The organism is Streptomyces sp. NPDC026377, from assembly GCF_055567715.1.
The window spans coordinates 474,807-499,336 of record NZ_JBVHPV010000004.1; the positions used below are offsets into that span (position 1 = coordinate 474,807).

23 protein-coding genes, 1 other RNA gene and 1 pseudogene are annotated in these 24,530 nt (G+C 73.1%); 13 read left to right on the forward strand and 12 right to left on the reverse strand.

Features of this window, described 5'->3' with window-relative positions:
* The first annotated feature begins 172 nt into the window (after positions 1-172).
* Positions 173-1,198: an ATP-binding cassette domain-containing protein gene (locus ACZ4MU_RS12420; RefSeq protein WP_467874535.1), complete on the forward strand. Its 1,026-nt coding sequence runs from the start codon at positions 173-175 to the stop codon at positions 1,196-1,198.
* Positions 1,195-2,049 (forward strand): ABC transporter permease, encoded by an 855-nt coding sequence (locus tag ACZ4MU_RS12425; protein WP_467874538.1) that lies wholly within the window; start codon positions 1,195-1,197, stop codon positions 2,047-2,049. The genes ACZ4MU_RS12420 and ACZ4MU_RS12425 overlap by 4 nt, the downstream gene beginning before the upstream one ends.
* Positions 2,050-2,062: 13 nt before the next feature.
* Here ACZ4MU_RS12425 and ACZ4MU_RS12430 read toward each other — a convergent pair whose 3' ends face one another.
* Complete coding sequence (locus ACZ4MU_RS12430) at positions 2,063-5,410, reverse strand: AfsR/SARP family transcriptional regulator (RefSeq protein ID WP_467874541.1); 3,348 nt, start codon at positions 5,408-5,410, stop codon at positions 2,063-2,065.
* 169 nt (positions 5,411-5,579) lie between these two features.
* On the opposite strand from ACZ4MU_RS12430, the gene ACZ4MU_RS12435 reads away from it, so the two are divergent.
* On the forward strand, positions 5,580-6,380 hold the full coding sequence (locus ACZ4MU_RS12435; RefSeq protein ID WP_467874542.1) for a site-2 protease family protein: 801 nt from the start codon (positions 5,580-5,582) through the stop codon (positions 6,378-6,380).
* On the opposite strand, the gene ACZ4MU_RS12440 is transcribed toward ACZ4MU_RS12435, so the two are convergent.
* Together ACZ4MU_RS12440 and npdG are read right to left on the reverse strand one after the other, a co-directional pair.
* A complete protein-coding gene (locus ACZ4MU_RS12440) occupies positions 6,370-6,561 on the reverse strand; it encodes a hypothetical protein (RefSeq protein ID WP_467874544.1) in 192 nt (63 codons plus the stop codon). The genes ACZ4MU_RS12435 and ACZ4MU_RS12440 overlap by 11 nt on opposite strands.
* A 65-nt stretch (positions 6,562-6,626) precedes the next feature.
* The gene (gene npdG, locus ACZ4MU_RS12445) at positions 6,627-7,340 is read right to left on the reverse strand and encodes an NADPH-dependent F420 reductase (RefSeq protein WP_467874547.1); all 714 of its coding nucleotides are present in this window, start codon (positions 7,338-7,340) and stop codon (positions 6,627-6,629) included.
* 99 nt (positions 7,341-7,439) lie between these two features.
* On the opposite strand from npdG, the gene ACZ4MU_RS12450 reads away from it, so the two are divergent.
* The gene (locus tag ACZ4MU_RS12450) at positions 7,440-8,042 is read left to right on the forward strand and encodes a hypothetical protein (protein WP_467874549.1); all 603 of its coding nucleotides are present in this window, start codon (positions 7,440-7,442) and stop codon (positions 8,040-8,042) included.
* Positions 8,043-8,341: 299 nt separating this feature from the next.
* Here ACZ4MU_RS12450 and ACZ4MU_RS12455 read toward each other — a convergent pair whose 3' ends face one another.
* Positions 8,342-8,554, reverse strand: coding sequence for a hypothetical protein (locus tag ACZ4MU_RS12455; protein WP_467874551.1), 213 nt, complete (start codon positions 8,552-8,554; stop codon positions 8,342-8,344).
* Between the two features lie 79 nt (positions 8,555-8,633).
* On the opposite strand from ACZ4MU_RS12455, the gene map reads away from it, so the two are divergent.
* Together map and ACZ4MU_RS12465 are read left to right on the forward strand one after the other, a co-directional pair.
* Positions 8,634-9,491, forward strand: a complete 858-nt coding sequence (gene map, locus ACZ4MU_RS12460) for a type I methionyl aminopeptidase (RefSeq protein ID WP_467874554.1) — start codon at positions 8,634-8,636, stop codon at positions 9,489-9,491.
* A 29-nt stretch (positions 9,492-9,520) separates the two neighbouring features.
* Positions 9,521-10,183 (forward strand): biliverdin-producing heme oxygenase, encoded by a 663-nt coding sequence (locus ACZ4MU_RS12465; RefSeq protein ID WP_467874556.1) that lies wholly within the window; start codon positions 9,521-9,523, stop codon positions 10,181-10,183.
* 97 nt (positions 10,184-10,280) lie between these two features.
* Here ACZ4MU_RS12465 and ACZ4MU_RS12470 read toward each other — a convergent pair whose 3' ends face one another.
* Positions 10,281-10,958, reverse strand: coding sequence for a PhzF family phenazine biosynthesis protein (locus ACZ4MU_RS12470; protein WP_467874559.1), 678 nt, complete (start codon positions 10,956-10,958; stop codon positions 10,281-10,283).
* A 327-nt stretch (positions 10,959-11,285) separates the two neighbouring features.
* Between ACZ4MU_RS12470 and efeO the strand changes: the two genes are divergently transcribed.
* Genes efeO through ACZ4MU_RS12490 form a run of 4 tightly spaced genes read left to right on the forward strand, consistent with a single transcriptional unit; the run spans position 11,286 to position 15,628 of the window.
* Positions 11,286-12,428 carry an iron uptake system protein EfeO gene (efeO, locus tag ACZ4MU_RS12475; RefSeq protein ID WP_467874561.1) on the forward strand — a complete coding sequence of 381 codons (1,143 nt, stop codon included), beginning with the start codon at positions 11,286-11,288 and terminating at the stop codon, positions 12,426-12,428.
* A 33-nt stretch (positions 12,429-12,461) separates the two neighbouring features.
* Complete coding sequence (efeB, locus tag ACZ4MU_RS12480) at positions 12,462-13,748, forward strand: iron uptake transporter deferrochelatase/peroxidase subunit (protein WP_467874563.1); 1,287 nt, start codon at positions 12,462-12,464, stop codon at positions 13,746-13,748.
* A 25-nt stretch (positions 13,749-13,773) separates the two neighbouring features.
* A complete protein-coding gene (gene efeU, locus ACZ4MU_RS12485; RefSeq protein ID WP_467874565.1) occupies positions 13,774-14,769 on the forward strand; it encodes an iron uptake transporter permease EfeU in 996 nt (331 codons plus the stop codon).
* The gene (locus ACZ4MU_RS12490) at positions 14,657-15,628 is read left to right on the forward strand and encodes an SCO2278 family lipoprotein (protein WP_467874658.1); all 972 of its coding nucleotides are present in this window, start codon (positions 14,657-14,659) and stop codon (positions 15,626-15,628) included. The genes efeU and ACZ4MU_RS12490 overlap by 113 nt, the downstream gene beginning before the upstream one ends.
* Positions 15,629-16,029: 401 nt before the next feature.
* Here ACZ4MU_RS12490 and ACZ4MU_RS12495 read toward each other — a convergent pair whose 3' ends face one another.
* Positions 16,030-16,764, reverse strand: a complete 735-nt coding sequence (locus tag ACZ4MU_RS12495) for a bifunctional DNA primase/polymerase (protein ID WP_467874567.1) — start codon at positions 16,762-16,764, stop codon at positions 16,030-16,032.
* A gap of 94 nt (positions 16,765-16,858) precedes the next feature.
* The gene (locus ACZ4MU_RS12500; RefSeq protein WP_467874569.1) at positions 16,859-17,497 is read right to left on the reverse strand and encodes a TetR/AcrR family transcriptional regulator; all 639 of its coding nucleotides are present in this window, start codon (positions 17,495-17,497) and stop codon (positions 16,859-16,861) included.
* A 204-nt stretch (positions 17,498-17,701) separates the two neighbouring features.
* Between ACZ4MU_RS12500 and ddaH the strand changes: the two genes are divergently transcribed.
* Positions 17,702-18,544, forward strand: a complete 843-nt coding sequence (ddaH, locus tag ACZ4MU_RS12505) for a dimethylargininase (RefSeq protein ID WP_467874571.1) — start codon at positions 17,702-17,704, stop codon at positions 18,542-18,544.
* Positions 18,545-18,879: 335 nt separating this feature from the next.
* Here ddaH and ACZ4MU_RS12510 read toward each other — a convergent pair whose 3' ends face one another.
* Together ACZ4MU_RS12510 and ACZ4MU_RS12515 are read right to left on the reverse strand one after the other, a co-directional pair.
* Positions 18,880-19,872 (reverse strand): small ribosomal subunit Rsm22 family protein, encoded by a 993-nt coding sequence (locus tag ACZ4MU_RS12510; protein WP_467874573.1) that lies wholly within the window; start codon positions 19,870-19,872, stop codon positions 18,880-18,882.
* A gap of 50 nt (positions 19,873-19,922) precedes the next feature.
* Positions 19,923-21,188, reverse strand: a complete 1,266-nt coding sequence (locus tag ACZ4MU_RS12515; RefSeq protein WP_467874575.1) for a multidrug effflux MFS transporter — start codon at positions 21,186-21,188, stop codon at positions 19,923-19,925.
* A gap of 258 nt (positions 21,189-21,446) precedes the next feature.
* Between ACZ4MU_RS12515 and ACZ4MU_RS12520 the strand changes: the two genes are divergently transcribed.
* Positions 21,447-22,211, forward strand: coding sequence for an SDR family oxidoreductase (locus ACZ4MU_RS12520; RefSeq protein ID WP_467874577.1), 765 nt, complete (start codon positions 21,447-21,449; stop codon positions 22,209-22,211).
* A gap of 341 nt (positions 22,212-22,552) precedes the next feature.
* On the forward strand, positions 22,553-23,410 hold the full coding sequence (locus ACZ4MU_RS12525) for a PhzF family phenazine biosynthesis protein (protein WP_467874580.1): 858 nt from the start codon (positions 22,553-22,555) through the stop codon (positions 23,408-23,410).
* 9 nt (positions 23,411-23,419) lie between these two features.
* Here the strand turns inward: ACZ4MU_RS12525 and ACZ4MU_RS12530 are convergent, their stop codons facing one another.
* From ACZ4MU_RS12530 to ACZ4MU_RS12540, 3 genes and pseudogenes are all read right to left on the reverse strand, one after another.
* A complete protein-coding gene (locus tag ACZ4MU_RS12530) occupies positions 23,420-23,743 on the reverse strand; it encodes a nuclear transport factor 2-like protein (RefSeq protein WP_467874582.1) in 324 nt (107 codons plus the stop codon).
* Positions 23,744-23,864: 121 nt separating this feature from the next.
* Positions 23,865-24,268: RNase P RNA component class A (gene rnpB, locus ACZ4MU_RS12535), an RNA gene on the reverse strand.
* An 86-nt stretch (positions 24,269-24,354) separates the two neighbouring features.
* A pseudogene (locus tag ACZ4MU_RS12540) lies at positions 24,355-24,465 on the reverse strand (Uma2 family endonuclease); the annotation flags it as partial.
* Positions 24,466-24,530: the final 65 nt, after the last annotated feature.

Below are 24,530 nucleotides of genomic sequence, written 5' to 3' on the forward strand. Positions count from 1 at the left end.
GTGTGACGTGGTGCGGCTCCGCCGCGCGGGTGCGCCCGCGCGGCGGAGCCGCGGACGAAGGACCGGCCGCGCGTCCGGGAACACCCGGCGCGAGCCGCGCGTGTCGGCGGGCTGTCGGTCCCTGTCGGCCCGCTGTCGGTGAATTGTCGGTGGCGGCTGGCATCTTGTGGGCATGACGCGAATCGACGACAACCCCGAAGGCGGCGCGGCCAACGCCGTCACGGTGCGGGGGCTGGTGAAGCACTTCGGCGACACCAAGGCGCTGGACGGCGTGGACCTGGACGTACGCGAGGGCACGGTCCTCGGGGTCCTGGGTCCCAACGGCGCCGGCAAGACCACCCTCGTCCGCTGCCTGTCCACCCTGATCGTGCCGGACGCCGGCACCGCCCACGTCGCCGGGTACGACGTGGTGCGCCAGCCCCGTCAGCTGCGCCGCACCATAGGCCTCACCGGGCAGTACGCCTCGGTGGACGAGAAGCTGTCCGGCTGGGAGAACCTGTACATGATCGGGCGGCTGCTCGATCTCTCCCGCAGGGACGCCCGGGCCCGCGCCGACGAGCTCCTGGAGCGCTTCTCGCTCACCGAGGCGGCGAAGCGGCCCGCGATGAACTACTCCGGCGGTATGCGCCGCCGGCTCGACCTCGCCGCCTCGATGATCGGCAACCCGGCCGTGCTCTACCTGGACGAGCCGACCACGGGCCTGGACCCCCGCACCCGCAACGAGGTGTGGGACGAGGTCCAGCGGATGGTGGCCGAGGGCGCCACCGTGCTGCTCACCACCCAGTACATGGAGGAGGCCGAGCAGCTGGCGAGCGAGCTGACGGTCATCGACCGCGGCAAGGTCGTCGCCAAGGGCGGCATCAACGACCTGAAGGCGAAGGTCGGCGGCCGCACCCTCCAGATCCGCCCCGCCGACCCGGCCCAGCTGGGCGCGATGGCCCGCGCCATCGCCGAGGCCGGTCTCGACGGGGTCTCCGGCACCCAGGCGGTCCCCGACGAGGGCCTGCTGAACGTGCCGATCCTCAGCGACGAGCAGCTGACCGCCGTGGTCGGTCTGCTGGGCGCCCGTGGCTTCGGCATCGCCCACATCGGCACCCATCTGCCCAGCCTGGACGAGGTGTTCCTGGCCATCACCGGCCAGAAGCCCACCCTCCAGGACTCCGAGAGCGACGACACGACCGAGGAGGTCGCGGCATGAGCACCGCCACCACCGCCCAGGCGGCCCCCGCGAAGCAGCCCACCGGCATCCGGCCGCCCGTCGCGGACGCCGACGCCCGGATCGGCCCGCGCGCCAATCTGCGGCACATCGGCGCCCTGGTGCGCCGCAACGCGCTCCAGATCAAGCAGGACCCGGAGTCGATGTTCGACGCCGTGTTCATGCCGATCATCTTCACCCTGCTGTTCGTGTACGTCTTCGGCGGCGCGGTCTCCGGCAAGGGCAACCAGGACGCGTACGTCAACTACCTGATCCCGGGTCTGATGGCGATGCAGGGCCTGAACATCGCGATGGCGGTCGGCACCGGCATCAACGACGACTTCAAGAAGGGCGTGATGGACCGGTTCCGGACCATGCCCATCGCGCGGTCGTCGGTGCTGATAGCCAAGATCGTGGTCGAGATCGGCCGCATGATGGTCGCCACCACGATCCTGCTGATCATGGGCTTCATCCTCGGTCTGTCCATCCACACCTCCGTCCTCGAACTGCTCGCGGCGGTCGGTCTTTCGCTGGTGTTCGGCGCCTCGCTGATGTGGATCTTCATCCTGCTGGGTCTCACCATGAAGACGGCCCAGGCCGTCCAGGGAGTGGCGATGCTCGTGCTGATGCCGCTGCAGTTCGGCTCGTCGATCTTCGCCAAGCCGACCACGATGCCGGGCTGGCTGCAGACCTTCACGGACTACAACCCGCTCTCCAACCTCGCGGACGCCGCCCGCAACCTGGTCAACGGCGGCCCGGTCGCCCACTCGGCGCTGATGACGCTGGGCTGGGCGGTGGCGATCACCGTGGTGACGGCGCCGCTCGCGGTGGCCAAGTTCCGCAAGCGGACCTGACGATGACGGGGCGTCAGTCGCGCTCCCCCTGTGCCAGGGCGGCGGCCTCCTCCAGAGAGAGGCCGCCGCCCTCGGCGTACGCGGCGGCGTAGGCGCTCTCGTCGAGCAGCGGGCGGACCAGCGCCTCCACCTTCCGGCGCACCTCCACCTCCATCGAGGAGGCGAAGTGGATCGCCGGCATCAGGACGTCGTGCGCCCCGATCAGCCGTGCGGCGTCGTGGGCCTCCCGCGCCCCGGGCCCGGCCAGTCCGGCCCACGCCCAGGCGACGGAGAGCAGCTGCACCGGGACCATCTGGGGCGCGACCATCAGGGCCATCGGCGCCACGGACCGGGCGAGCGCCGCACGGGAGTCCACCAGGGCCTTGTCGTAGGCGCCCTCCAGGTTCTCCAGCCAGGCCCGGATGCCGATCACGAAGCCCTCGAAGAGCGCGAGGTTGCTGGCCATGAACTCCTCAAGGAGCTGGGTGATCTGCTCGCGCGCCTCCGCGATCCGCCCGGTGCGGCCCAGCCACATCGACAGGAACATCCGGGCGGCGGGCTGTGCCTCGTACCCCGCCTGCCGGCCCGCGGCGATGATCTCGCGCAGCATCGCCTCGCCCCGCTCGCCCTCGCCGGTCTCCATCAGCACCGAGGCGAGCCGCGCCTTCAACAGCGACACCTGGCCCTGGGCGCCGAGCCGTTCGGCGTACCGCACGGCCTCGCCGTAGTCCTCGCCCGCCAGCGCGTACTCACCGCGGCGCTCACGGGCCTCGCCGCGCGCCGAGAGGGCCTCGGCGGCGCCCCAGTCGTCCCCGAGGCGGCGGAAGATGTCCAGTCCCGCCTCGGCGTCGCGGGTGGCCTCACCGGCCCAGTCGCCGCGGTTGGCGAGGACGTTGGCCCGTATCTGCAGGGCGTTGGCGAGCTCCCACTCGTAACCGAACTCCTCGCACGCCGCCACCGTCGCGTCCAGCAGCTCCCTGAGCGCCTTGGCGTCGCTCGTCATGATCACCGGGAAGAACCAGAGCGCGCCCGGCATCCGGCAGGTCTGCGGCAGCCCCGGCCGGTAGACCCCCACGATGGCGCGCAGCCGCTCCGCCGCCTCGGGCGTCGTCCAGTCGTCGCCGGTGTGGTCCATGGAGGCGAGCAGGAACAGCCGCACCCCGCGCCGGGCCTCCTGGAGCACCTCGGGCTCCATGGGCGGCGGGCTGTCGGTGCAGCGCGCGAAGACCGGGGGCGCGGGCTCGGCGGGCGGCGCGAACGGGTCGGGGCCGAGCTCGGCCGCCGCCCCGGCCCAGCGGCGGGACTCGGCGCGCAGATCGCGCATGTGCCAGTACGAGGAGAGCGCGTGCACCATGCACAGCGCCTCCTCCTCGTCGGCGAGGTCCACGGCCCGGCGCAGCGCGGTGCGCAGGTTCTCGTACTCCCGCTCCAGGAGCGCGACCGCGGCGCGCTGCCCCCGCCCGCGCAGCTCGGGGTCGGTGGTCCGGGCCAGCTCGCGGTAGTGCACCAGGTGGCGGCGCTCGGTGGGGCCCCGGTCCCCGGCGTCGTCGAGGCGCTCGGCGGCGTACTCGGCCACCGTCTCAAGGAGCCGGTAGCGCATCTCGCCGCCGTCCCCGGGCGCGGCGACCACCAGCGACTTGTCGACGAGGGAGCCCAGGAGCGGGGCGACGTCGTGGGCGACGACGCCCTCGCCGTCCGCGCAGACCGCCTCGGCGGCCGCCAGGACGCAGCCGCCCGCGAAGACGGACAGGCGCCGCAGCACCGTGCGCTCGGGGGCCTCCAGCAGGTCCCAGGACCAGTCGACGACCGCGCGCAAGGTCTGCTGGCGGGGCAGTACGGTCCGGCTTCCGCTGGTCAGCAGGCGGAAGCGGTCGTCGAGCCGGTCCGCTATCTGACGTGGCGTCAGCATTCGGAGGCGAGCCGCGGCGAGCTCCACCGCCAGCGGCAGACCGTCCAGGCGGCGGCAGATCTCGGCCGCCGCGCCGGGGTCGTCCTCCACCCGGAACCCCGGCCGCGCCGCCGCGCCCCGGTCCGCGAGCAGCCGCAGTGCCACCGGCCCCGGCAGCGGCTCCACCGGCCGCACCACCTCGCCCGGCACGCCCAGCGGCTCCCGGCTGGTGGCGAGGATGGTCAGCCCCGGGCAGCGGGCCAGCAGATGCTCCGCGAGGGCGGCGGCGGCGTCGATCACGTGCTCGCAGTTGTCCAGGAGCAGCAGCATCCGGCGGCGCTCGCAGTGCGCGGCGAGATGGACCAGCGGGTCGCCGGCGGCGCGGTCGGCGGCCCGCAGCTCCTCGGCGCCCGCGCCGTGCAGCACGGTCTCGCGGGCGCCGACCGAGGTGAGGACGGCCGCCGGCACGGCCGCGGGGTCGGTCACCGGGGCGAGCTCGGCCAGCCACACCCCGTCGGGCCAGCCGTCCCCGGCCGCGCCGACGGCCTCGGCGGCCTCCTGGGAGAGCCGGGTCTTGCCGGCCCCGCCGGGCCCGAGCAGCGTCACCAGACGGGCGGCGCCCAGGTCCCCCCGGATCGCCTCGATGTCGGCCTCGCGCCCCACGAAGGAGGTGAGCCGGGCCCGCAGATTGCCCAGGGGGGCCGGGCGGGCGGCCACGGCGTCGGGGACGGGCGCCCGCGGTCCCGCCGGGGGCACGTCCGCGTACGCCTCCGGGGTGTGCAGCAACACGCCGTGCAGCGCCCGCAGTTCCGGGCCGGGGTCCGCGCCGAGGCGGTCGGCGAGGGTGCGGCGGACCTCCTCGTACGCGGCGAGCGCCTCGGCCGTTCGGCCCGCCGCGCGCAGGGCGCGGATGCGCAGGGTGTGCAGCGGCTCGTCCAGGGGGTGGGCGGCGCAGAGCGCGGCCAGCTCGGGCAGTACCTCCTCCGCCCGGTCCACGGCGAGGGCCGCGGTCAGCCGGGCGCGGCGGGCGTCCAGACGGCGGGCCTCCCAGCGGGCCGCCTCGGCGGTCCGGTCGGGCAGGTCGGCGAGGACCGGGCCGGTCCACAGCGCCAGCGCGTCCTCCAGGCGGGACAGGGCCTTCGCCGGGTCGCCCTGCTCCAGGGCGCGGGCGCCCTCCCCGGCGAGCCGCTCGAAGCGGTACAGGTCGATGTCGTCCGGCTCGGCGTCGAGCAGGTAGCCGCCGCCCTCCACCGAGACGACCGCACCGGGCCCGGCCGCCCTGCGCAGCCGGCCCACCAGCGCCTGGAGCGCGCCGGCCGCGTCGGCGGGCGGCTCGCCGTTCCACACCTCGTCGACGAGGAGCCCGACCGGGACCGTACGGCCGGGGCGCAGGGCGAGCACGGTCAGCAGGGCGCGCAGACGCGCCCCGCCGACGGCGACCGCCGTGCCTTCGGGGTTGAGCAGCTGGGTGGTGCCGATGATCCGGTAGCGCACCGCCCCATTGTCCGTGACGTGACGCCCCGCCGTGCCCCCGCCCGCCAACTCCTGGCCACGCGACGGTGACCAGGGGTGGAACTAGGACGGGATGGCCGGACGTTCCCGGGGTATCACCTGTACGGTCGGGGCCGTCCGACCGCGCACTTCCACCCCGGGAGCCCCGCCCATGGCCACCGCCACCTCGCGCCGCAGCGACCGGAGCGTCAGCCCGGTCTTCCTGGGGATCGCCGCCGTCACGGCGGTCGCCGGTTGGGCGGTGTGGACGGGCTTCTCGGCCGCGCCGGGCTTCGCCGTCTTCCTCTTCGTGACGGGCGCCTGGGTCGTCTCCCTGTGCCTGCACGAGTACGCGCACGCCCGCACCGCGCTGCACGGCGGGGACATCACGGTCGGCGCCAAGGGCTATCTGACGCTCAACCCGCTGAAGTACACGCACGCGATGCTGTCGATCGTGCTGCCGGTCATCTTCGTGATCATGGGTGGCATCGGTCTGCCGGGCGGCGCCGTCTTCATCGAGCACGGCCGTATCCGGGGCCGCTGGAAGCACAGCCTGATCGCGGCGGCGGGCCCGCTCACCAATGTGCTCTTCGCCGTCGTCTGCACGGCGCCGTTCTGGCTGCACGCGCTGGACGGCGTGCCCGCCGCGTTCCGCTACGCGCTGGCGTTCCTGGCGCTGCTCCAGGTGACGGCGGCGATCCTGAACTTCCTGCCCGTCCCCGGTCTGGACGGATACGGGGTGATCGAGCCATGGCTTTCGCACGGGGTGCGCCGCCGGATCGAGCCGTTCGCGCCCTTCGGGCTGCTCGCGGTCTTCGCGTTCCTGTGGCTGCCCTCGGTCAACAGCGTGTTCTTCGACGCCATCCACGCGGTGCTGCGCGGCCTCGGCGTCACCGAGTCGGACACGTACTGGGGGCAGCGCCTCTACCGCTTCTGGCAGCACGCCCCGGACATCGCCTCACTCACCGGCTGACGGCGGCGGCCCGTCGCTCGTCGGCCTTCGCCCTGCGCAGGTAGTACCAGGCCATGTTGGAGGAGAGCCCGGCCAGCAGGACCCAGACGACGCCGGTCCAGCTGCCCTGGACGAAGGAGACCACGGCCGCGGCGACCGCGAGGACGCAGACGGCGAGGGCGTACAGAGCGAGGCGGGGCATGGGGTCGGCTCCTGTCCGGGTACGGCGCTGATGCCCGTCCAGTGTCCCCCATGCCCCGGCCGGGCCTATACGTCGGTCACCCGCAGCCCGGCGTGCGCCTTGTAGCGGCGGTTGACGGAGATCAGGTTGGCCACCAGCGACTCCACCTGGTGGGCGTTTCGCAGCCGCCCAGCGAACACCCCGCGCATGCCGGGAACGCGGGCGGCCAGCGCCTGCACCAGGTCGGTGTCGGCGCGGCTCTCGCCGAGGACCATCACATCGGTGTCGATCTCCTCGATCGAGGCGTCCTGGAGCAGCACGGCCGACAGATGGTGGAAGGCGGCGGTGACCCGCGAGTCCGGCAGCAGGGCGGCGGCCTGCTCGGCGGCGCTGCCCTCCTCCGGCTTGAGGGCGTACGCGCCCTTCTTGTCGAAGCCGAGCGGGTTGACGCAGTCCACGACGAGCTTGCCCGCCAGCTCCTCGCGCAGCGCCTCAAGGGTCTGGGCGTGCCCGTCCCACGGCACGGCGACGATCACGATGTCGCTGCGGCGCGCGCACTCGGCGTTGTCCGCGCCCTCGACGCCGAGGCCCAGCTCGTCGGCGGCGGCCCGGGCGCGCTCGGCGGCCCGCGAGCCGATGATCACCTTCTGGCCCGCCCGGGCCAGCCGGTAGGCCAGGCCCCGGCCCTGGTCACCGGTGCCACCGAGGACACCGACGACCAGGCCGGAGACGTCGGGCAGGTCCCAGGGGTCCCTGGCGGCGGGCTTCGGGGCGTTCTCGGCGCTCTCAGTGGAAGTCATGGCCCGACCTTACGTCGCGTGCCACGGGGCATCGCCCGCCCGGGTGAGGAGTGCGGGATCCGGCCCGCCGGGGCGTGGGGTGCGGCAGGATGCCGGGGCATGGATGCCGTACGCGTCGCACTGTTGCGGGAAGTCCTCGCGGGGACGGAGTGGCTGCGCGGGACCCGCCGGTTCGCGGGGGTGCTGCGGGGGTCGGTGGTGCCGAACGGCGGCGGGCTGCTGCTGGTGGGCACCGAGGCGTACGAGCCGTGGCACCTGGCGGCGCACCTGACCGACGAGGCCGCGTGGTCGGGGGTCCCCGAGCTCACCCCCACGCTGGTACGCCACCGGGTCGAGCCGGGCCGGGGGCCGCACCTGTCCGTCGGGCTCGGGCGCCTGGAGGCGGCGGGGCGGGGCGAGACGCTCCTGGTGGTGGCCCCGGACCGGCCGGACGGCGGCCTCCTCGAACGGGTGCACGACGCCCGGCGGGCCGGGGCGCGGGTGCTGGCGCTGGACGCGGGTGACGCGGAGGTGCGGGGGCTGGTGCACGAGTCGCTGACGGTGCCGCCGGGGGCGGAGGTGGATCTGGACACGGTGCAGCATCTGGTGAGTGCGGCGGCGGGGGAGAACGGGGTGCCGGTGCAGCGGGGTGGGCGGCGGGTCCGTGACCGCCTCTCCCGCCTGGCGGACCGGCTGACGGCCCCGCCACCACCGCGCTGGTGACCCCTGCCGGGCGGGGTGTTTGTCTGCGGGTGGGTGGTGGCTTACTCGCGCAGTTCCCCGCGCCCCTTAAGGGCCGGGACTTCGTCTGCGGGTGGGTGACGGGTTGCTCGCACAGTTCCCCGCGCCCCCAAAAACGCCCTGGCTGAGCCAAGCACTCCGGCTACGGGAAACCCCTGAAGGGGCGCGGGGAACTGCGCGGCCAGCCACCTATGGTCCGCAGCCAAACACCGGGCCCTTCAGGGGCGCGGGGAACTGCGCGAGCAACCACCCACCGGCCCGCACACAAAGACCGGGCCCCCTCAGTCCCCCTTCTCATGCCACTTCGGATCCGTCTCCCACTCCAGATTCCGCTCCTGAGCGGTCCGCATCGCGTTCTCCGCCTCCTCGCGGCTCGTGTAGGGGCCGAAGCGGTCCTTGGCGGGACACTCCGGGCCCTCCTCGACCTTGCCGTGGACCAGGCAGTAGTACCACTCGCCCGGCTTTCCGGCCGTGCGCTTCTTGAACAGGGCCATACGAAGAGGCTCCTTCCTCGGCCCGTCCTCGGACCTTCTCGACCATGCTGCCCCAACCCGGCTCGATAGACTCGCCGGCATGTCTGGCCAGTCGCTGCTCGTACCAGGGGAGCTCTCTCCCACCCGCTCCGTCCCGGGGAACATCCGCCGCCCCGAGTACGTCGGGAAGCCCATGCCCGCGCCGTACACCGGCCCCGAGGTGCAGACCGCCGAAACGATTGAGCTCATGCGGATCGCGGGCCGTATCGCCGCCCGCGCGATGGAGGAGGCCGCCAAGCTCATCGCGCCCGGCGTGACCACCGACGAGCTCGACCGGGTCGCGCACGAGTACATGTGCGACCACGGCGCGTACCCCTCGACGCTGGGCTACCGGGGCTTCCCCAAGTCCCTGTGCACCTCCGTCAACGAGGTCATCTGCCACGGCATCCCCGACTCCACCGTCCTGAACGACGGCGACATCGTGAACCTCGACGTCACCGCGTACATCGGCGGCGTCCACGGCGACAACAACGCCACCTACCTCTGCGGCGACGTCGACGAGGAGTCGAAGCTGCTGGTCGAGCGGACCCGGGAGTCGCTCAACCGCGCCATCAAGGCCGTCAGGCCCGGCCGGCAGATCAACATCATCGGGCGCGTCATCGAGTCGTACGCCAAGCGGTTCGGCTACGGCGTCGTGCGCGACTTCACCGGCCACGGCATCAGCACCGCCTTCCACTCCGGGCTGATCGTGCCGCACTACGACGCCCCGCACGCCACGACCGTCATCAAGCCGGGGATGACCTTCACCATCGAGCCGATGCTGACGCTGGGGACGCACGAGTACGACATGTGGGAGGACGGCTGGACCGTCGTCACGCGCGACCGGAAGCGGACGGCCCAGTTCGAGCACACACTGGTGGTGACCGAGACGGGCGCGGAGATCCTCACGCTGCCCTGACCGTCGCCGCGCTTCCCCGGAGGCACGCCTTGGACACGCCCCTCTCCACGCCCTTCTCCGCCCGCATCCGCGCGGCGTCGCGCGAACAGCACGCCGAGGCGGAGAACTCCGGCTTCATGAGCGCCCTGCTCGGCGGCCGGCTGGGCGTGGAGGCGTACGCCCGGTACACCGAGCAGCTGTGGTTCGTGTACCGGGCGCTGGAGGAGGGGGCGGCGGCGCTGCGCCACGACCCGGTGGCGGGGCCGTTCATCCGGCCGGAGCTGATGCGTACGCCGTCGCTGGAGCGGGATCTGGCGCATCTGCGGGGCGCGGGGTGGCAGCGCCGCGCGGTGCCGCTGCCCGCGACCCGGCTCTACGCGGCGCGGGTGCGGGAGTGTGCCGTGGGCTGGCCCGCCGGATATGTGGCGCACCACTACACGCGGTATCTCGGGGACCTCTCCGGGGGGCAGATCATCCGGGACCGGGCCGAGAAGACGTGGGGGTTCGCCCGCAAGGGCGACGGGGTGCGGTTCTACGTGTTCGAGGCGATCGCGAACCCCGCCGCGTTCAAGCGGGGGTACCGGGAGCTGCTGGACGCGGTGGAGGTGGACGAGCTGGAGAAGCAGCGGATGGTGGAGGAGTGCCGGCGGGCGTTCGCGATGAACACGGCGGTGTTCTGCGCGCTGGAGGACGAGTTCTCGCGGAGCGCCTAGCCCGGACTCCGTCCGCGGGCCGGCGGGGGCTTGTCGCGCGGTTCCCCGCGCCCCTGGCAGGGGGTTGCGGAGCGTCGGCACCGCGGGCCGCCGCCCCCTACACCGTGCCGCTGCTCTCCAGCCGTACCCGGCCGCCCAGCTCTATCGTCTCGTCCGGGCCCGGGGCCGTCAGGAGCTGGGAGCCCGCGCCCTGGGTGATGTTCAGGGCGCGGCCCAGCTCGGCCGTGAGGAGGAGGGCCGCCGCCCCCGTGGCCTCGTCCTCGGTGATGCCGTCGCCCCGGCCCGGGAACGCCCTCGCCCGGACGCGGCCCGCCGCCTCGTCCTCCCAGGCCCAGGCGTACACCCACTCCCCCGGCTCGGGCACCTCAAGGGCGTCCACCTCGGCCGCCGAGGCGTACCGGCGCAGGGTGCGCGGCGGGACCCACCCGGGGTGGGCCGTGATCCAGGTGAACTCGCCGTCCTGGCGCGCGAACACCTCCCCGACGGGTAGTTCCAGGACGTCCACGTCGAGCAGCCAGGCCACCCCGACCAGCGGATGCCCCGCGAAGGGCAGGCGCAGGCCGGGGGTGTAGATGTCGACGGCGCCCCGCTCGGGGTCGTCCACGAACACGGTCTCGCTGAAGCCGAGCTCCTTGGCCAGCGCCTGCCGGGCCGCCTCGTCGGGCAGCAGCGAGCCCTCGCGCACCACGCCGAGGGCGTTGCCGTGGCGGCCGTCAGGGGCGCAGAAGACCCTCAGTACGTCGATGAGGAGGCCGGGTACGCCGTTTTCCGTCACCCCCGCATTCAACAGCACCCGTCACCGCCGGGGACCGGCGTTCGCGCGTACGGGGTCACAGGGGCGCAGGGAAGCGTGCGGGGGCGCAAGAAATCAGCCATGCGCAGGGGCGTGAGCCGGGGGCAAAACGGATGGATCATGGTCCCGGCGGCGCCACTTGACCGCTCCTTGACCTCGCCATGGCCTTCTTGTGATTGGCCTGTTATCGACCGGTGTCACCCGGGGGGAGGTGAGAGCTGAATCACGGACCCGATGGGTATCGGTCAGGTAAGCCTCGGTTAAGTTAGGTCCGCCTCACCCCCTGACCGAAACCAGTGTGGAGCCCACATGCGAGCCGTCCGTCTCTCCGTTGTCACCGCTGCCACGGCCGCGGCGGCGCTGGCCGCCGTCACGGGCTGCTCCTCGAAGAGCGACTCCGAGAGCGCTGACGGCGCCATCCAGGTCACCGCCTCGGACGACGCCTGCGAGGTGTCGAAGACCGAGTTCGCGGCCGGGCACGTGCAGTTCGCCATCGAGAACAAGGGCTCCAAGGTCACCGAGGTCTACCTGCTCTTCCCGGACGACCGGATCGTCGCCGAGCGCGAGAACATCGGCCCCGGCCTCAAGCAGAGGCTCACGGCCGAGGTGAAGGCCGGCTCGTACGAGATCGCCTGCAAGCCTGGCATGAAGGGCAACGGCATCCGCCAGAAGGTCACCGTCACCGGCGGCGGCCGGACCCCCAAGCGCGACCCGAGGCTGGACGCGGCCGTCGCCGCCTACCGCACCTATGTGCAGCAGCAGGCCGACGAGACGCTGCCGAAGCTGAAGACCTTCACCGACGCGATCGCGGCCGGCGACGTCGAGGGCGCGAAGAAGGCGTACGCCCCCTCGCGCATCGGCTGGGAGCGCACCGAGCCGGTCGCCGAGTCCTTCGGTGACATCGACCCGAAGACCGACACCCGCGAGGACGGCCTGGAGAAGGGCCAGACGTGGACCGGCTGGCACCGCCTGGAGAAGGCGCTGTGGACGGACGGCAGGATCGGCGACGAGGAGAAGAAGCTCGGCGTCCAGCTCTCCGCGGACATCGCCGACTGGCAGAAGCGCGTCGGCACCGCCGACATCACCCCGACCTCCATGGCCAACGGCGCCAAGGAGCTTCTGGACGAGGTCGCCACCGGCAAGGTCACCGGTGAGGAGGAGCGCTACAGCCACACCGACCTGGTCGACTTCAAGGCCAACGTCGAGGGCGCCCAGAAGGCGTACGAGCTGCTGAAGCCGGTCGCCTCGAAGAACGACCCCAAGCTCACCGCAGAGCTGGACAAGCAGTTCGCGGCGATCGAGGCCCAGCTCGACAAGTACCGCGCCGACAAGAACTCCTACGACTTCACCTCGTACGACAAGGTCGGCGCGGGCGACCGCAAGCAGCTCTCGGACGGCGTGAACGCGCTCAGCGAGCCCCTCTCCAAGCTCGCCGCGGCCGTCGCCAAGTAACTCCGTACGCGCACAGGACAGGAGGGACAGGCCATGAGCGACACGACCGACGCCGGCACCGCCACCGACGCCGCCGGGGACGCGAAGTCCCCGGCGCCGTCCCGCCGTTCCCTGCTCGGCTGGGGCGGTGCGGGCCTGGCGCTCGGCGCCGCAGCGGCCGGGGGCGCGGTCGCCGCGGTGCGCGGTGACGGCGGGGACGCGGTGCCCGCCGCCGAGTCCGGCGCGGCCGTGCCGTTCCACGGCGTCCACCAGGCCGGTATCGCCACCCCGGTCCAGGACCGGCTGCACTTCGCCGCGTTCGACGTGACCACCAAGGACCGCGCCGAACTCGTCGCGCTCCTCAAGGACTGGACGGCCGCCGCCGCCCGGATGACCTCGGGCCAGACGGTCGGCGAGGGCGCCTACGGCGGTCTCGCCGAGGCGCCGCCGGACGACACGGGTGAGGCGCTCGGCCTCAAGCCGTCCCGGCTGACCCTCACCGTCGGCTTCGGCCCCTCGCTCTTCGCCAAGGGCCGCTTCGGCCTGGAGGGCAGGCGGCCCGAGGCGCTGGTCGACATCGAGAAGTTCCCGCACGACAACCTCGACCCGGCGCGCAGCGACGGCGACCTGTGCGTCCAGGCGTGCGCCGACGACCCGCAGGTGGCGGTGCACGCCATCCGCAACCTGGCCCGGATCGCCATGGGCCGCGCCGCGGTGCGCTGGTCCCAGCTGGGCTTCGGCAAGACCTCCTCGACCACGCCCGACGAGCAGACCCCGCGCAACATGATGGGCTTCAAGGACGGCACCCGGAACATCGCGGGCACCGACACCGCCGCCCTGGACAAGCACGTCTGGGTCGGCGAGAAGGACGGCACGCCCTGGATGACCGGCGGCTCCTACCTGGTGGCGCGGCGCATCCGGATGCGCATCGAGACCTGGGACCACACCGGCCTGCAGGAGCAGGAGGACGTGTTCGGGCGCGACAAGGGCGAGGGTGCCCCGGTCGGCAAGGCCAAGGAGCGCGACGAGCCGTTCCTGAAGGCGATGAAGCCCGACGCGCACGTACGCCTGGCGCACCCCGACTCCAACGGCGGCGCCACGATCCTGCGCCGCGGCTACTCCTTCACGGACGGCACCGACGGCCTCGGCCGCCTCGACGCCGGCCTGTTCTTCCTCGCCTACCAGCGGGACGTCCGCAAGGGCTTCCTGCCCGTACAGCGCAACCTGGCGCGTCACGACGCGCTCAACGAGTACATCCAGCACGTGGGTTCGGCGATATTCGCCGTTCCGCCGGGCGTCCGCGACAAGGACGACTGGTGGGGCCGGGAACTGTTCAGCTGATCGGCCGAGGGCTGAGGGGAAACGCATGTTCGCCAATTATCTGATCGGCCTGCGCGAGGGTCTGGAAGCCAGTCTGGTCGTCTGCATCCTCGTCGCGTACCTGGTCAAGACCGGTCACCGCGAGGCGCTGCGGCCCATCTGGATCGGCATCTCCGTCGCCGTCCTGGTGGCACTGGGCTTCGGCGCGGGCCTGGAGTTCGGCTCGCAGGAGATGACCTTCAAGGCGCAGGAGGCGCTCGGCGGCTCGCTGTCGGTCGTCGCCGTCTGCCTGGTCACCTGGATGGTCTTCTGGATGCGGCGCACCGCGCGTTTCCTGAAGTCCGAGCTCCAGGGCAAGCTGGACGCGGCTCTGCGGCTGGGCACCGGCGCCCTGGTCGCCACCGCCTTCCTGGCGGTCGGCCGGGAGGGCCTGGAGACCTCGCTGTTCGTCTGGACCTCGGTGCACGCGGCCGGCTCCGACAGCGGCAACACCGACCCGCTCATCGGCGCGCTCCTCGGGCTCGCCACGGCGGTGTTCCTCGGCTGGCTCTTCTACCGGGGCGCGCTGAGGATCAACCTGGCGAAGTTCTTCACCTGGACCGGCGCGATGCTGGTCGTGGTGGCCGCGGGCGTCCTCGCGTACGGCGTGCACGACCTCCAGGAGGCCGACTTCGTCCCCGGCATCAAGAGCCTGGCCTTCGACATCAGCTCCACGATCCCGCCGGACAGCTGGTACGGCACGCTCCTCAAGGGCGTCTTCAACTTCCAGCCCGACCCGACCGTCCTTCAGGTCACGGTGTGGGCGCTGTATCTCATCCCCACGCTCGTGCTGTTCTTCGCCCCGGTAGGGTTCGCGAAGTCCGCCGGGAGCACCGCTCCCGTGGCGGCGGCCAAGAAGGACGAGGGGCAGAAGGCAGTCCATGAGCAGGGTGAGTCGGCTGACGGCGGCGCTCGCGGCGGTGACCGTACTGACGGTGACGGCGAGCGGCTGCGTGACGGTGCACGGCGAGCGGGAAGTAGTCCCGTCGGCGACCAGGGCTGAGGCCGCACAGGCGCTCAGGGACTTCACGGACGCGTACAACAGGGCCGACAAGGCCTACGACCCGGCCCTGGACGCGGGCCGGGTCACCGGCCCGCTCGGGGCGGTCAACCAGGCCGGGCTCCGGGCCCGCCACATCACCGACCCCGGCGGCAACCCGCAGCACGTGCCGCTGGAGCTCACCGACGCCCGGTTCTCCATACCCCGCAAGGCGGGCTGGCCGCGCTGGTTCGTGGCGGACACCGACTCCAACCGCGACCAGGACAGCGGTCCGTCGGACACGCGCTGGCTGCTGGTGTTCGTACGCGCCGGGGCGGACGACGCCTGGAAGGTCGCCCACCTCGCGGTCCTGGCCCCCAAGGACGTACCGGCCTTCGCCGTCGACGCGGACGGTTTCGCCGAGCCGGTACGCCCGGACGACACCGGCCTCGCCGTGGCCCCGAAGGATCTGAGCGAGAGTTACGTGGCGTATCTGCGCACCGGACGCCCCGAGACCTTCGCACCCGGCCCGCACACCACCGAGTGGCGCGCCCAGCGCAAGAAGAACGCGGTCCTGCCCGGCATGTCCACCCAGTACGTGGACCAGCCCCTGGACGGCGGCGACTTCGCCCCCCTGGCCCTGCGCACCCGCGACGGCGGCGCCCTGGCCTTCTTCGCCACCCGCCACTTCGAACGCCAGACGGCGGCCAAGGGGGTACGTCTGAACATCAACGCGGACGTACGGGCCCTGATGACGGGCGAGGCGAAGTCAACGGTGACGAAGGAACGCGTCTCGGACGACGCGGCGCGGGTGCCCGCGGGGCGGGGTGTGGTGGTGGTGATCAACCGGGTGCAGGGGTTGGTGGGGGCGCGGGGGGAGTAGGGGGGCCGTGTGCGGGGCGGTGGGGGTTGCCTGCGCGGCGCTTCGGGGGCTGGGCCGTTTTCTGCCCGCAGGTGGCGGTGGCTTCTCGCGCAGTTCCCCGCGCCCCTGAGGCTGCCGGTCATCTGCGGGTGGTAGTGGGTTGCTCGCGCAGTTCCCCGCGCCCCTGGGCGGGATGTGGCTGAGCTCTGTTATCCGGCTGCCGGAAACCCCCTCAGGGGCGCGGGGAACTGCGCGACCGGCCACCCACGGTCCGCAGACAAACACCGGCCCCTTCAGGGGCGCGGGGAACTGCGCGAGAAGCCCCACCGGCCCGCAGACGAACAACCGGCCCGACAGGGGCGCGGGGAACTGCGCGAGCAACCCACCACAGCCCGCAGACGGACAAGCGGCCCGGACGGGGGCTACCGGCCCAGGGGCCACGCCACGGAGTGGGCGTCCACCGCACCATGCCGACCGCACGCATCCGTGAGCACCTCCAGCAGCGTCAGCGGATCGGGCAGGCCGTACTCAGGACCCCGTACCCACACCACACCCTGCTCCCCCGGCAACCGCGCCGGAGGCACCAGCACATAACTCCCCCGGCAGTGCCACCGCAGCCCGGGATGCTCGTCCATCGTCTCGGGATGGCAGTCCAGCTCACACGGCCACCACTCGTCCTCGTCCTCCGGCGTCCCCCGCGTCGCCGTGAAGAACAGCATCCGGGCCTGGTCGCCCACGCCCCCGGACTCGGCGACGGGCCCCACGTCGACGCCCTCCGCGAGCAGCCGCTCCAGCGCCTCGCGCCCGGCCGCGAGGGGCACGTCCAGCACGTCGTGGACCATCCCCGTCGCGGTGATGAAGTTCGCCTCGGGCTGCCCCGCCGCCCACCGCTCGATCTGGACACGGTCGGTGGTCGACTGCGTCTGCCAGGCGAACGAGACCGGGTGGCGCGCCGGGGTCGGACAGCCCACGCGGTCGCAGGAGCACCGGTAGCCGACGGGATACGCGGCCGGGGCCAGCGGCAGCTTCGCGGCGGCGGCGGCGAGCAGCAGATCCAGGCGGCCCGCGTCGGCGCCGGGAGCGTCCTTGGGACGCCTGCGCAGCCAGCGGGACAGCTTGCTCTCCGAGCTGCCGGAACGCCCGTACTCCGCGCCCATCTATCCCCTCACCTCACCGTTGCCCCGCGAGAACCTTCCCCCATGCTCCCACCATCCTGCGCCCGCCGAGGCCGTACCCCCCAACCCGGGGGCCTCAGCGGGGGGCGAGTCCGCGCAGGGCGTATTCGACGACGGTGTCCGCGTACGCGTGGGTGAGCGGCAGGGTGCGCAGCAGCCAGCGGTGCGAGAGGGGGCCCACCAGGAGTTCCAGGGCGGTGCGCGGGTCGACGTCGGCCCGTACCTCGCCGGCGTCCTGCGCGGAGCGCAGCCGGTCCACGTACAGCCGCAGCTGGGGCTCCAGGAGGTGGTGGACGAACGCGGCGGCGAGCTCGGGGTCGATGACACCCTCCGCCGCGAGCGCCCGGTACGGCGCGTCGGTGGCGTTGTCGTTGAGCTCGTCGACGGTGGCGCGCAGCACCAGTTTGAGGTCGGCCTCCAGGTCACCGGTGTCGGGCAGGGCCACCTCGCCCTGGACCGCCTGGTGGCTGAGGTCGACGAACGCCTCCAGCAGGACGGCGGCCTTGGAGGGCCACCAGCGGTAGATGGTCTGCTTGCCGACCCCGGCGCGGGCGGCGATGCCCTCGATGGTGGTCTTGGCGTAGCCCGCCTCGCCGACGAGGGAGAGCGCGGCGTCGTAGATCGCGCGCCGCGAGCGCTCGCTGCGGCGGGTGGAGTCGGGCGCCTTGTCGCGGGAGCCGGGTGCCTTCTCGGGCGTACGCCCCTTGTTCGCCATGCGGGGGATCCTAACCCCACCGAGGCGGAACGTCTCGTCTCCACCCATCGCTCTGTCAAGGGTGCGCGCGGGGCAACAGTGGGTGAAGCGGCGGAAAAACACCCGTACGGATCACTGCGCGAACGACGGACAGGCCGCACCATGGGCTGACCACCACCCGCAGATGCGGCGCGTGCAGCCGAAGTCGTCCGTGAGGAGCCCTCATTGCTCAGTGAGACCCGTGACCTCCGTGCACCCCGAGTCGCCCGACCCCGGCGCTATCTGATGTGCCCACCGGCACACTTCAAGGTCACGTACTCGATCAACCCCTGGATGGACCCCGCCAAGCCCGTCGACCTGCCGCTCGCGCTCGCCCAGTGGGAGGACCTGCGGGACCGGTACCGTTCCCTCGGCCACACCGTCGAACTGCTCGACCCCCGCCCCGACCTGCCCGACATGGTCTTCGCCGCCAACGGGGCCACCGTGATCGACGGCCGTGTGCTGGGCGCCCGCTTCGCGCACCCGGAACGGGAGGCGGAGGCCGAGGCCCATCTGGAGTGGTTCCGCGCGCACGGCTTCACGGAGATCCACGAGCCGGCCCACATCAACGAGGGCGAGGGCGACTTCGCCGTCACCGAGTCCTATGTACTGGCCGGGCGCGGCTTCCGGTCCAGTCCGCTCTCGCACGACGAGGCGCAGGAGTTCTTCGGGCGCCCGGTGATCGGGCTCGACCTCGTCGACCCGCGCTACTACCACCTGGACACGGCGCTGTCCGTCCTGGACGACTCGGCCGACGAGATCATGTACTACCCCGGCGCCTTCTCGCCCGGCAGCCGGGCCGTCCTCGCGCGGCTCTTCCCGGACGCGGTGATCGCCTCCGAGGAGGACGCGGCGGCGCTGGGTCTGAACGCGGTGAGCGACGGCCTCCATGTGCTGCTGCCGCAGGGGGCGGTGGGGCTGTTCTCGTCCCTGCGGGAGCGGGGGTTCGTGCCCGTGGGGATGGATCTGGGGGAGCTGCTGAAGGGGGGCGGCAGCGTGAAGTGCTGCACCCAGGAGCTGCGGGCCTGACCGAGCCGCGCCGCCTACGCCCGCGGACCGTGAACGGGCCAGACGCTCCCCGGGGCGCGCCGCCCTCACGGTCTGGCCGCTCGACGGGGGGCGCGCCGTCTTTGTCCGCGGACCGTGCGTGGCTGGGCGCGCAGTTCCCCGCGCCCCTCAGGGGGTACGGGCTGGTCCCGATCAGCCACGGCCCCCTTCAGGGGCGCGGGGAACTGCGCGAGAAGCCCCACCGGCCCGCAGACGAACAACCGGCGCAACAGGGGCGCGGGGAACTGCGCGGGTGACCCACCACGGGCCGCAGACGAACATGGACCCCTCGCGGGGGTGTCAGGTGTCCGCAGGGGCTACTCGGCCGGGGGCCAGGGGTCGCCCCACTCCGTGTCGCGGGCCGCCCGGTACACGCCCCCGTGCCGCTTCGTCACCGTCTCCCTCCGCAGCACCCCCTCCCCCGTGCACAGCTCCAGCAGCACCTGGCCCTTGCGGATCTGGGGCCGTCGCGTCACCCGGTTCACGGCGGGCTCCGCCGCCACCCCCCGGACCGCCGCCACATAGCTGAACTTCTCGTCCTCGTACGCCAGCGACCCCCCCTTGACCTGCCGGTGCAGGGACGAGCGGCTGACCCGGGCGGAGAAGTGGCACCAGTCCGTGCCGGGCTCGATGGGGCAGGCGGCGCTGTGCGGGCAGGGGGCCGCGACGGTGAAGCCGGCCGCGATCAGGCGGTCCCGGGCCTCGATGATCCGGGCGTAGCCGTCGGGCGTGCCCGGCTCGACGATGACCACGGCGCCCGTCGCGGCGCGGGCGACCGCGTCCACAAGGGCCCCACGGTCCTCGGCGGTCAGCTCGTTCAGGACGTACGAGACGGTCACGAGGTCGGTCTCCGGCAGGCTCAGCGCCGTACCGATCCGGGCCCGCTCCCAGCGGATCGCCCGCAGCCCCTCGACGCCGGAGGCCTCGGCCAGTTCGCGGCCGAGCGCGAGCGCGGGCTCGGCCCAGTCCAGGACCGTGGTCGCGGGGGACCACGCCTCGGCGACGGCCCAGCTCGCCGCGCCGGTGCCGCCGCCGACATCGGTGTGGGTGGCGGGAGACCAGTGCGGCGCCGCGTCCTGGAGTGCGGCGAGCGCGGACCGTACCGCCTCGAAGGTCGCGGGCATCCGGTACGCGGCGTACGCGGCCACGTCGGAGCGGTCGCGCAGCACCGGCGCGTGGGTCTGGGTGGCTCCCCGGTAGTTGGCGATCAGCCGGTCGACGGCGCGGGCGGCCTGCGACGGCGGCAGCCCGTCGAGCAGCCCGGCGAGGGCGGAGCGCAGGGCCTGCGGGACGGGGACGTTCTCGTTCACCTGGGGATTCTACGGGCGCGGCGCGGTCCCGGCGGCGCGCCCGGGGCGGCTCAGGCCGCCGCCTCCTGCCGCTGCCAGGGCCGGCACAGCAGCAGGAAGCAGAGCAGCGCCGCCACACCGGAGGCGAGCTGCACCACCGCCATCGGCACGGCCGTCCCCTCCCCCGCGATCCCCACCAGCGGCGACGCCACCGCCCCGATCAGGAACGACGAGGTGCCCAGCAGCGCGGAGGCGGAACCCGCCGCGTGCGGGGTGCGCATCAGGGCCTGGGCCGTGGTGTTGGGCGTGGCCATGCCCATCGCGGACATCAGCACGAAGAGGCCGGCCGCGACCGGCGCGAGACCCGCCTCGCCGAACACCCCGGACGTCATGACAAGCAGCGCCGCCGCCGCGAGCACCACCGTGCTCAGCGAGCACACCAGCACCTTGTCGAGGCTGACCCGGCCCACCAGCAGCTTTCCGTTGATCTGCCCGGCGGCGACCAGGCCGACCGAGTTGAGCCCGAAGAGGAGCGAGAAGGTCTGCGGGGAGGCGCCGTAGATCTCCTGGATCACGAAGGGGGAGGCCGAGATGTACGAGAAGAGCGCGGCGAAGGCGAGGCCGCCCGCCAGGACGTAGCCGGTGAAGACGCGGTCCCTCAGCAGCGAGCCCATGGTGCGCAGGGCCTCGCCGACCCCGCCCTCGTGGCGCCGCTCGGGCGGCAGCGTCTCGCCCAGGAAGCGCCAGACGAACAGGGTCAGCAGCAGTCCGACGCCCGTGAGCACCACGAACACCCCGCGCCAGTCGGTCAGCCGCAGCACCTGTCCGCCGATCAGCGGGGCGACGACCGGGGCGGCTCCGGAGATCAGCATCAGGGTGGAGAAGAACCGGGCCATCTCCACGCCGTCGTACAGATCGCGCACCATCGCGCGGGCGATGACGATGCCCGCCGCGCCCGCCAGGCCCTGGAGCAGCCGGAAGGCGATGAGGAGGGCGGCGTCGGGGGCGAAGGCGCAGACGGCGGTGGCGACGACGTACACGATCATGCCGGCCAGGAGCGGCCTGCGGCGGCCCCATTTGTCGCTCATCGGCCCGACGACGAGCTGGCCGAGCGCCATGCCCGCCAGGCACGCGGTGAGGGTGAGCTGCACGGTGGCGGCGGGTGCGTGGAGGGCGCCGGTGACCTCGGGCAGGGCGGGCAGGTACATGTCCATGGAGAGCGGCGGGAGCGCGGTGAGCCCGCCGAGGACGAGCGTCACCAGCAGGCCGGCGCGGCGGGCGGCGGCGGGGGCCGCGGCCGGTATCGGGGCCGGTGCGGTCCGGCTGCTCTCCGTCATGGGTACGTCTCCCGTTTCCGGCCCTCGCGGCCCTCGCGGCCGTCGCGGCCCCGACGGCCCGTGCGACCGTTGTAGTTTCAAGCATCCATGCTCTCAGCCTGCCGGGGGTGCTTCGGAGCGGGGTGGTCCGGGCTGGGGTCGCGGTGGGCCCATTGGGGGTGCGGGGTGCCCCGCCGCGAGGGGGCGCCACCCGGGCGCCGGGCCCGTATCGCGGACGGTCACGGCCCGGCCGGAGGGTGCTCCCGTACGCTCCCGGCCATGAACGCATCCGCAGCGCGCAAGACCGCCGTCGTCACCGGCGCCGGCTCCGGCATCGGCCGCTCCGTGGCGCTCACCCTGGCCGCCGCGGGCTGGTCGGTGGCCCTGGCGGGCCGCCGCCCGGAGCCGCTGGAGGAGACCGCGGCCCTGGCCGGGCCCGACGCCGACGTCCTCCCCGTCCGTACGGACGTGACCTCGCCGGAGGAGGTGGCGGCGCTCTTCGCGGCGGTACGAGACCGGTACGGGCGGCTCGACCTGCTCTTCAACAACGCGGGCACGTTCGGTCCCGGCGGGGTCGCGGTGGAGGACCTGGCGTACGAGGCGTGGCGCCATGTCGTCGACACCAACCTCAACGGGGCGTTCCTGTGCGCGCAGGCGGCGTTCCGGCAGATGAAGGAGCAGGATCCGCAGGGCGGCCGGATCATCAACAACGGTTCGATCTCGGCGCACGCGCCGCGCCCCCGCTCGGTGGCGTACACGGCGACCAAGCACGCCATGACGGGCCTGACCAAGTCGCTCTCCCTGGACGGCCGTCCGTACCGGATCGCCGTCGGCCAGATCGACATCGGCAACGCGGCCACCGAGATGACGGCCCGGATGACGACGGGCGTGCCGCAGGCGAACGGGGAGCTGGCGGTGGAGCCGGTGATGGACGCGGCGGATGTGGCGCGGACGGTGTTGCACATGGCGGAGCTGCCACTGGAGGCGAATGTGCAGTTCGCGACGGTGCTGGCTTCGGCTATGCCGTATATCGGGAGGGGGTGAGGGGGGCGGGGCCGGGGGTTCGACTGCGGGCCGTCGGTGGCTGAGCGCGCAGTTCCCCGCGCCCCTTGGGGGGTGCGCCGCCGGCGGGGGACTTGGCTCGGCCGGGAGCCATCTGGGGCGCGGACTTCGGCTGCGAGCCGTGGGGGCTGAGCGCGCAGTTCCCCGCGCCCCTTGGGGGTTGGCCGCAGCCAGGGACTCGACCTCGGCCCCGGTCCCCCAGGGGCGCGGGGAACTGCGCGAGCAACCCAGCACCATCCGCAGACGAACGCCCCCAGGGCACGGGCCGCAGGCGGTCCCTCTCCGGGTGGAATGCCGTGTCCCTGCGTGGAGTTGTCATCGGCATGACCGATGTGCTGCGTTACACCGCCTTCTCCTCCGACCCCGCCGGAGGCAACCCCGCCGGGGTCGTCCTCGACGCTGCCGGGCTCGACGACGACGCCATGCTCGCGATCGCCGCCGAGCTGGGTTACAGCGAGTCCGCGTTCCTGACCGCGCCGCCCGAGGGGCTGGGCGAGGCGGGGCGGACATTCACCATCCGTTTCTTCAGCCCGAAGGCGGAGGTCCCCTTCTGCGGCCACGCCACCGTGGCGACGGCCGTGGCGCTGGCCGAGCGGATCGGCCCCGGGGACCTGGTCTTCGCGACCCCCGTCGGCACGGTCCCGGTGACGGTCACGGACGACGGGGGCGTACTGCGGGCCACGCTCACCAGCGTCGAGCCGCACCTGGAGGACGTCGCGCCCGCCGACCTCGCCGAGGCGCTGGCCGCGCTCGACTGGCCCGCCGGCGACCTCGACCCCGCGCTGCCGCCGCGTATCGCCTTCGCCGGCAACCGCCACCTGGTCCTCGGCGCGGCCACCCGCGAGCGCCTGGCGGACCTGTCCTACGACTTCGAGCGGCTGGCCACGCTGATGCGGCGGCTCGACCTGACGACGGTTCAGCTGGCCTGGCGCGCGTCCGGGACGGTCTTCCACGTCCGCGACCCGTTCCCGGTGGGCGGCGTCGTGGAGGACCCGGCGACGGGCGCGGCGGCGGCGGCCTTCGGCGCGTACGTACGCGAACTGGGCCTGGTCCCCGAGGAGTCCGTCCTCACGCTCCACCAGGGCGAGGACCTGGGCCGCCCGGGCGTACTGACGGTGACGCTGCGCGCGGGCGACGCGAGGGTACGGGTCGGGGGCGCGGGGGCGGTCATCCCGGCGTAGCCGGGCCGCTCACGCCTGCCCGGTCTCGAACCGGGCGACCTTCCCGTCCTGGACGTCGAAGCGCCAGGCGGTCCGCATCTCGCCCCAGGTGTCGTTGCGGTAGGAGGCGACGAGCGAGCGCCCGCCGTCGCTCTGCGACTCCACATCCATGTGGCCGCCGCTGGAGAAGACCTCCCGCTCGGTCCAGTCGGCGATGTCCCGGTCGGAGCCGTCGTCCGACATGGTGGCGCCGGGGGCGAGCACGGCCTGGAAAGCGGCGCGGTCCCCGGCGTTGAGGGCCGTGACGAACGTACGGACGGCGGGGTCGCTGAGCTGGTCGGCGGGGATGGCCATGGGGGCTCCTCCGGGTGCGGGGCGGGCGGCGGCACACGTCCGCGTCCGCGAACGTCCTCGCCGCCCAGCTCACCCCATCCCCACGGGTCCCGCCACCGGTCGGGGCGGGGCGGGTGAGGGGCAGACGAGTCGGGCTGTACGCCGGGTTCTGTCGCCCGGTCGCCTCGCGGCGGCCGGGGAGACGGCCATCCATCTAGGACCGGTGTTGCCACCGGCCTCGTGCGGTCTACCCGCGGACTCGGGCGGGCAGCCCTCGAACGTCCGCGCAGAGCCGCTTTTCACGGCGGCTCCTCTTGACCTTGCTCCGGGTGGGGTTTACCTAGCCGCCTGAGTCACCCCAGGCGCTGGTGGTCTCTTACACCACCGTTTCACCCTTACCGGGGACCGAGGTCCCCGGCGGTCTGTTCTCTGTGGCACTGTCCCGCGGGTCACCCCGGGTGGGTGTTACCCACCACCCTGCCCTGTGGAGCCCGGACGTTCCTCGGGAGGATCCGGGGATCCCCACGCGGCCGTCCGCCCGGCTCGTCTGCCGTGCCGACCATGCTACCTGCCGGACGGGCCCGCTCAGACGAAGTCGGACGTGGCGAGGTCGAAGCCGAACGGCTCGGGGAGATGTCCCCCTCGATCAGTTCGGCCCGGAAGCCTTCCGGCGTACCCAGCGCCAGGAAGCCCTCCAGCAGGACCTCTGCCTGCGTCAGCGGTTCATGTGCCAGAGCAGTCATGTCGCGCTCCTCCCTCGGTCGCCCGCCGGACTGGGACATCGGATCAGCCGCCGTCCTTGAGATGG

Coding starts and splice junctions, on each gene's coding strand:
- ACZ4MU_RS12420 (WP_467874535.1), top strand. CDS start 173: ATGACGCGAATCGACGACAACCCCGAAGGCGGCGCGGCCAACGCCGTC.
- ACZ4MU_RS12425 (WP_467874538.1), top strand. CDS start 1,195: ATGAGCACCGCCACCACCGCCCAGGCGGCCCCCGCGAAGCAGCCCACC.
- ACZ4MU_RS12435 (WP_467874542.1), top strand. CDS start 5,580: ATGGCCACCGCCACCTCGCGCCGCAGCGACCGGAGCGTCAGCCCGGTC.
- ACZ4MU_RS12440 (WP_467874544.1), bottom strand. CDS start 6,561: ATGCCCCGCCTCGCTCTGTACGCCCTCGCCGTCTGCGTCCTCGCGGTC.
- npdG (WP_467874547.1), bottom strand. CDS start 7,340: ATGACTTCCACTGAGAGCGCCGAGAACGCCCCGAAGCCCGCCGCCAGG.
- ACZ4MU_RS12450 (WP_467874549.1), top strand. CDS start 7,440: ATGGATGCCGTACGCGTCGCACTGTTGCGGGAAGTCCTCGCGGGGACG.
- ACZ4MU_RS12455 (WP_467874551.1), bottom strand. CDS start 8,554: ATGGCCCTGTTCAAGAAGCGCACGGCCGGAAAGCCGGGCGAGTGGTAC.
- map (WP_467874554.1), top strand. CDS start 8,634: ATGTCTGGCCAGTCGCTGCTCGTACCAGGGGAGCTCTCTCCCACCCGC.
- efeO (WP_467874561.1), top strand. CDS start 11,286: ATGCGAGCCGTCCGTCTCTCCGTTGTCACCGCTGCCACGGCCGCGGCG.
- efeB (WP_467874563.1), top strand. CDS start 12,462: ATGAGCGACACGACCGACGCCGGCACCGCCACCGACGCCGCCGGGGAC.
- efeU (WP_467874565.1), top strand. CDS start 13,774: ATGTTCGCCAATTATCTGATCGGCCTGCGCGAGGGTCTGGAAGCCAGT.
- ACZ4MU_RS12495 (WP_467874567.1), bottom strand. CDS start 16,764: ATGGGCGCGGAGTACGGGCGTTCCGGCAGCTCGGAGAGCAAGCTGTCC.
- ACZ4MU_RS12500 (WP_467874569.1), bottom strand. CDS start 17,497: ATGGCGAACAAGGGGCGTACGCCCGAGAAGGCACCCGGCTCCCGCGAC.
- ACZ4MU_RS12515 (WP_467874575.1), bottom strand. CDS start 21,188: ATGACGGAGAGCAGCCGGACCGCACCGGCCCCGATACCGGCCGCGGCC.
- ACZ4MU_RS12520 (WP_467874577.1), top strand. CDS start 21,447: ATGAACGCATCCGCAGCGCGCAAGACCGCCGTCGTCACCGGCGCCGGC.
- ACZ4MU_RS12525 (WP_467874580.1), top strand. CDS start 22,553: ATGACCGATGTGCTGCGTTACACCGCCTTCTCCTCCGACCCCGCCGGA.
- ACZ4MU_RS12530 (WP_467874582.1), bottom strand. CDS start 23,743: ATGGCCATCCCCGCCGACCAGCTCAGCGACCCCGCCGTCCGTACGTTC.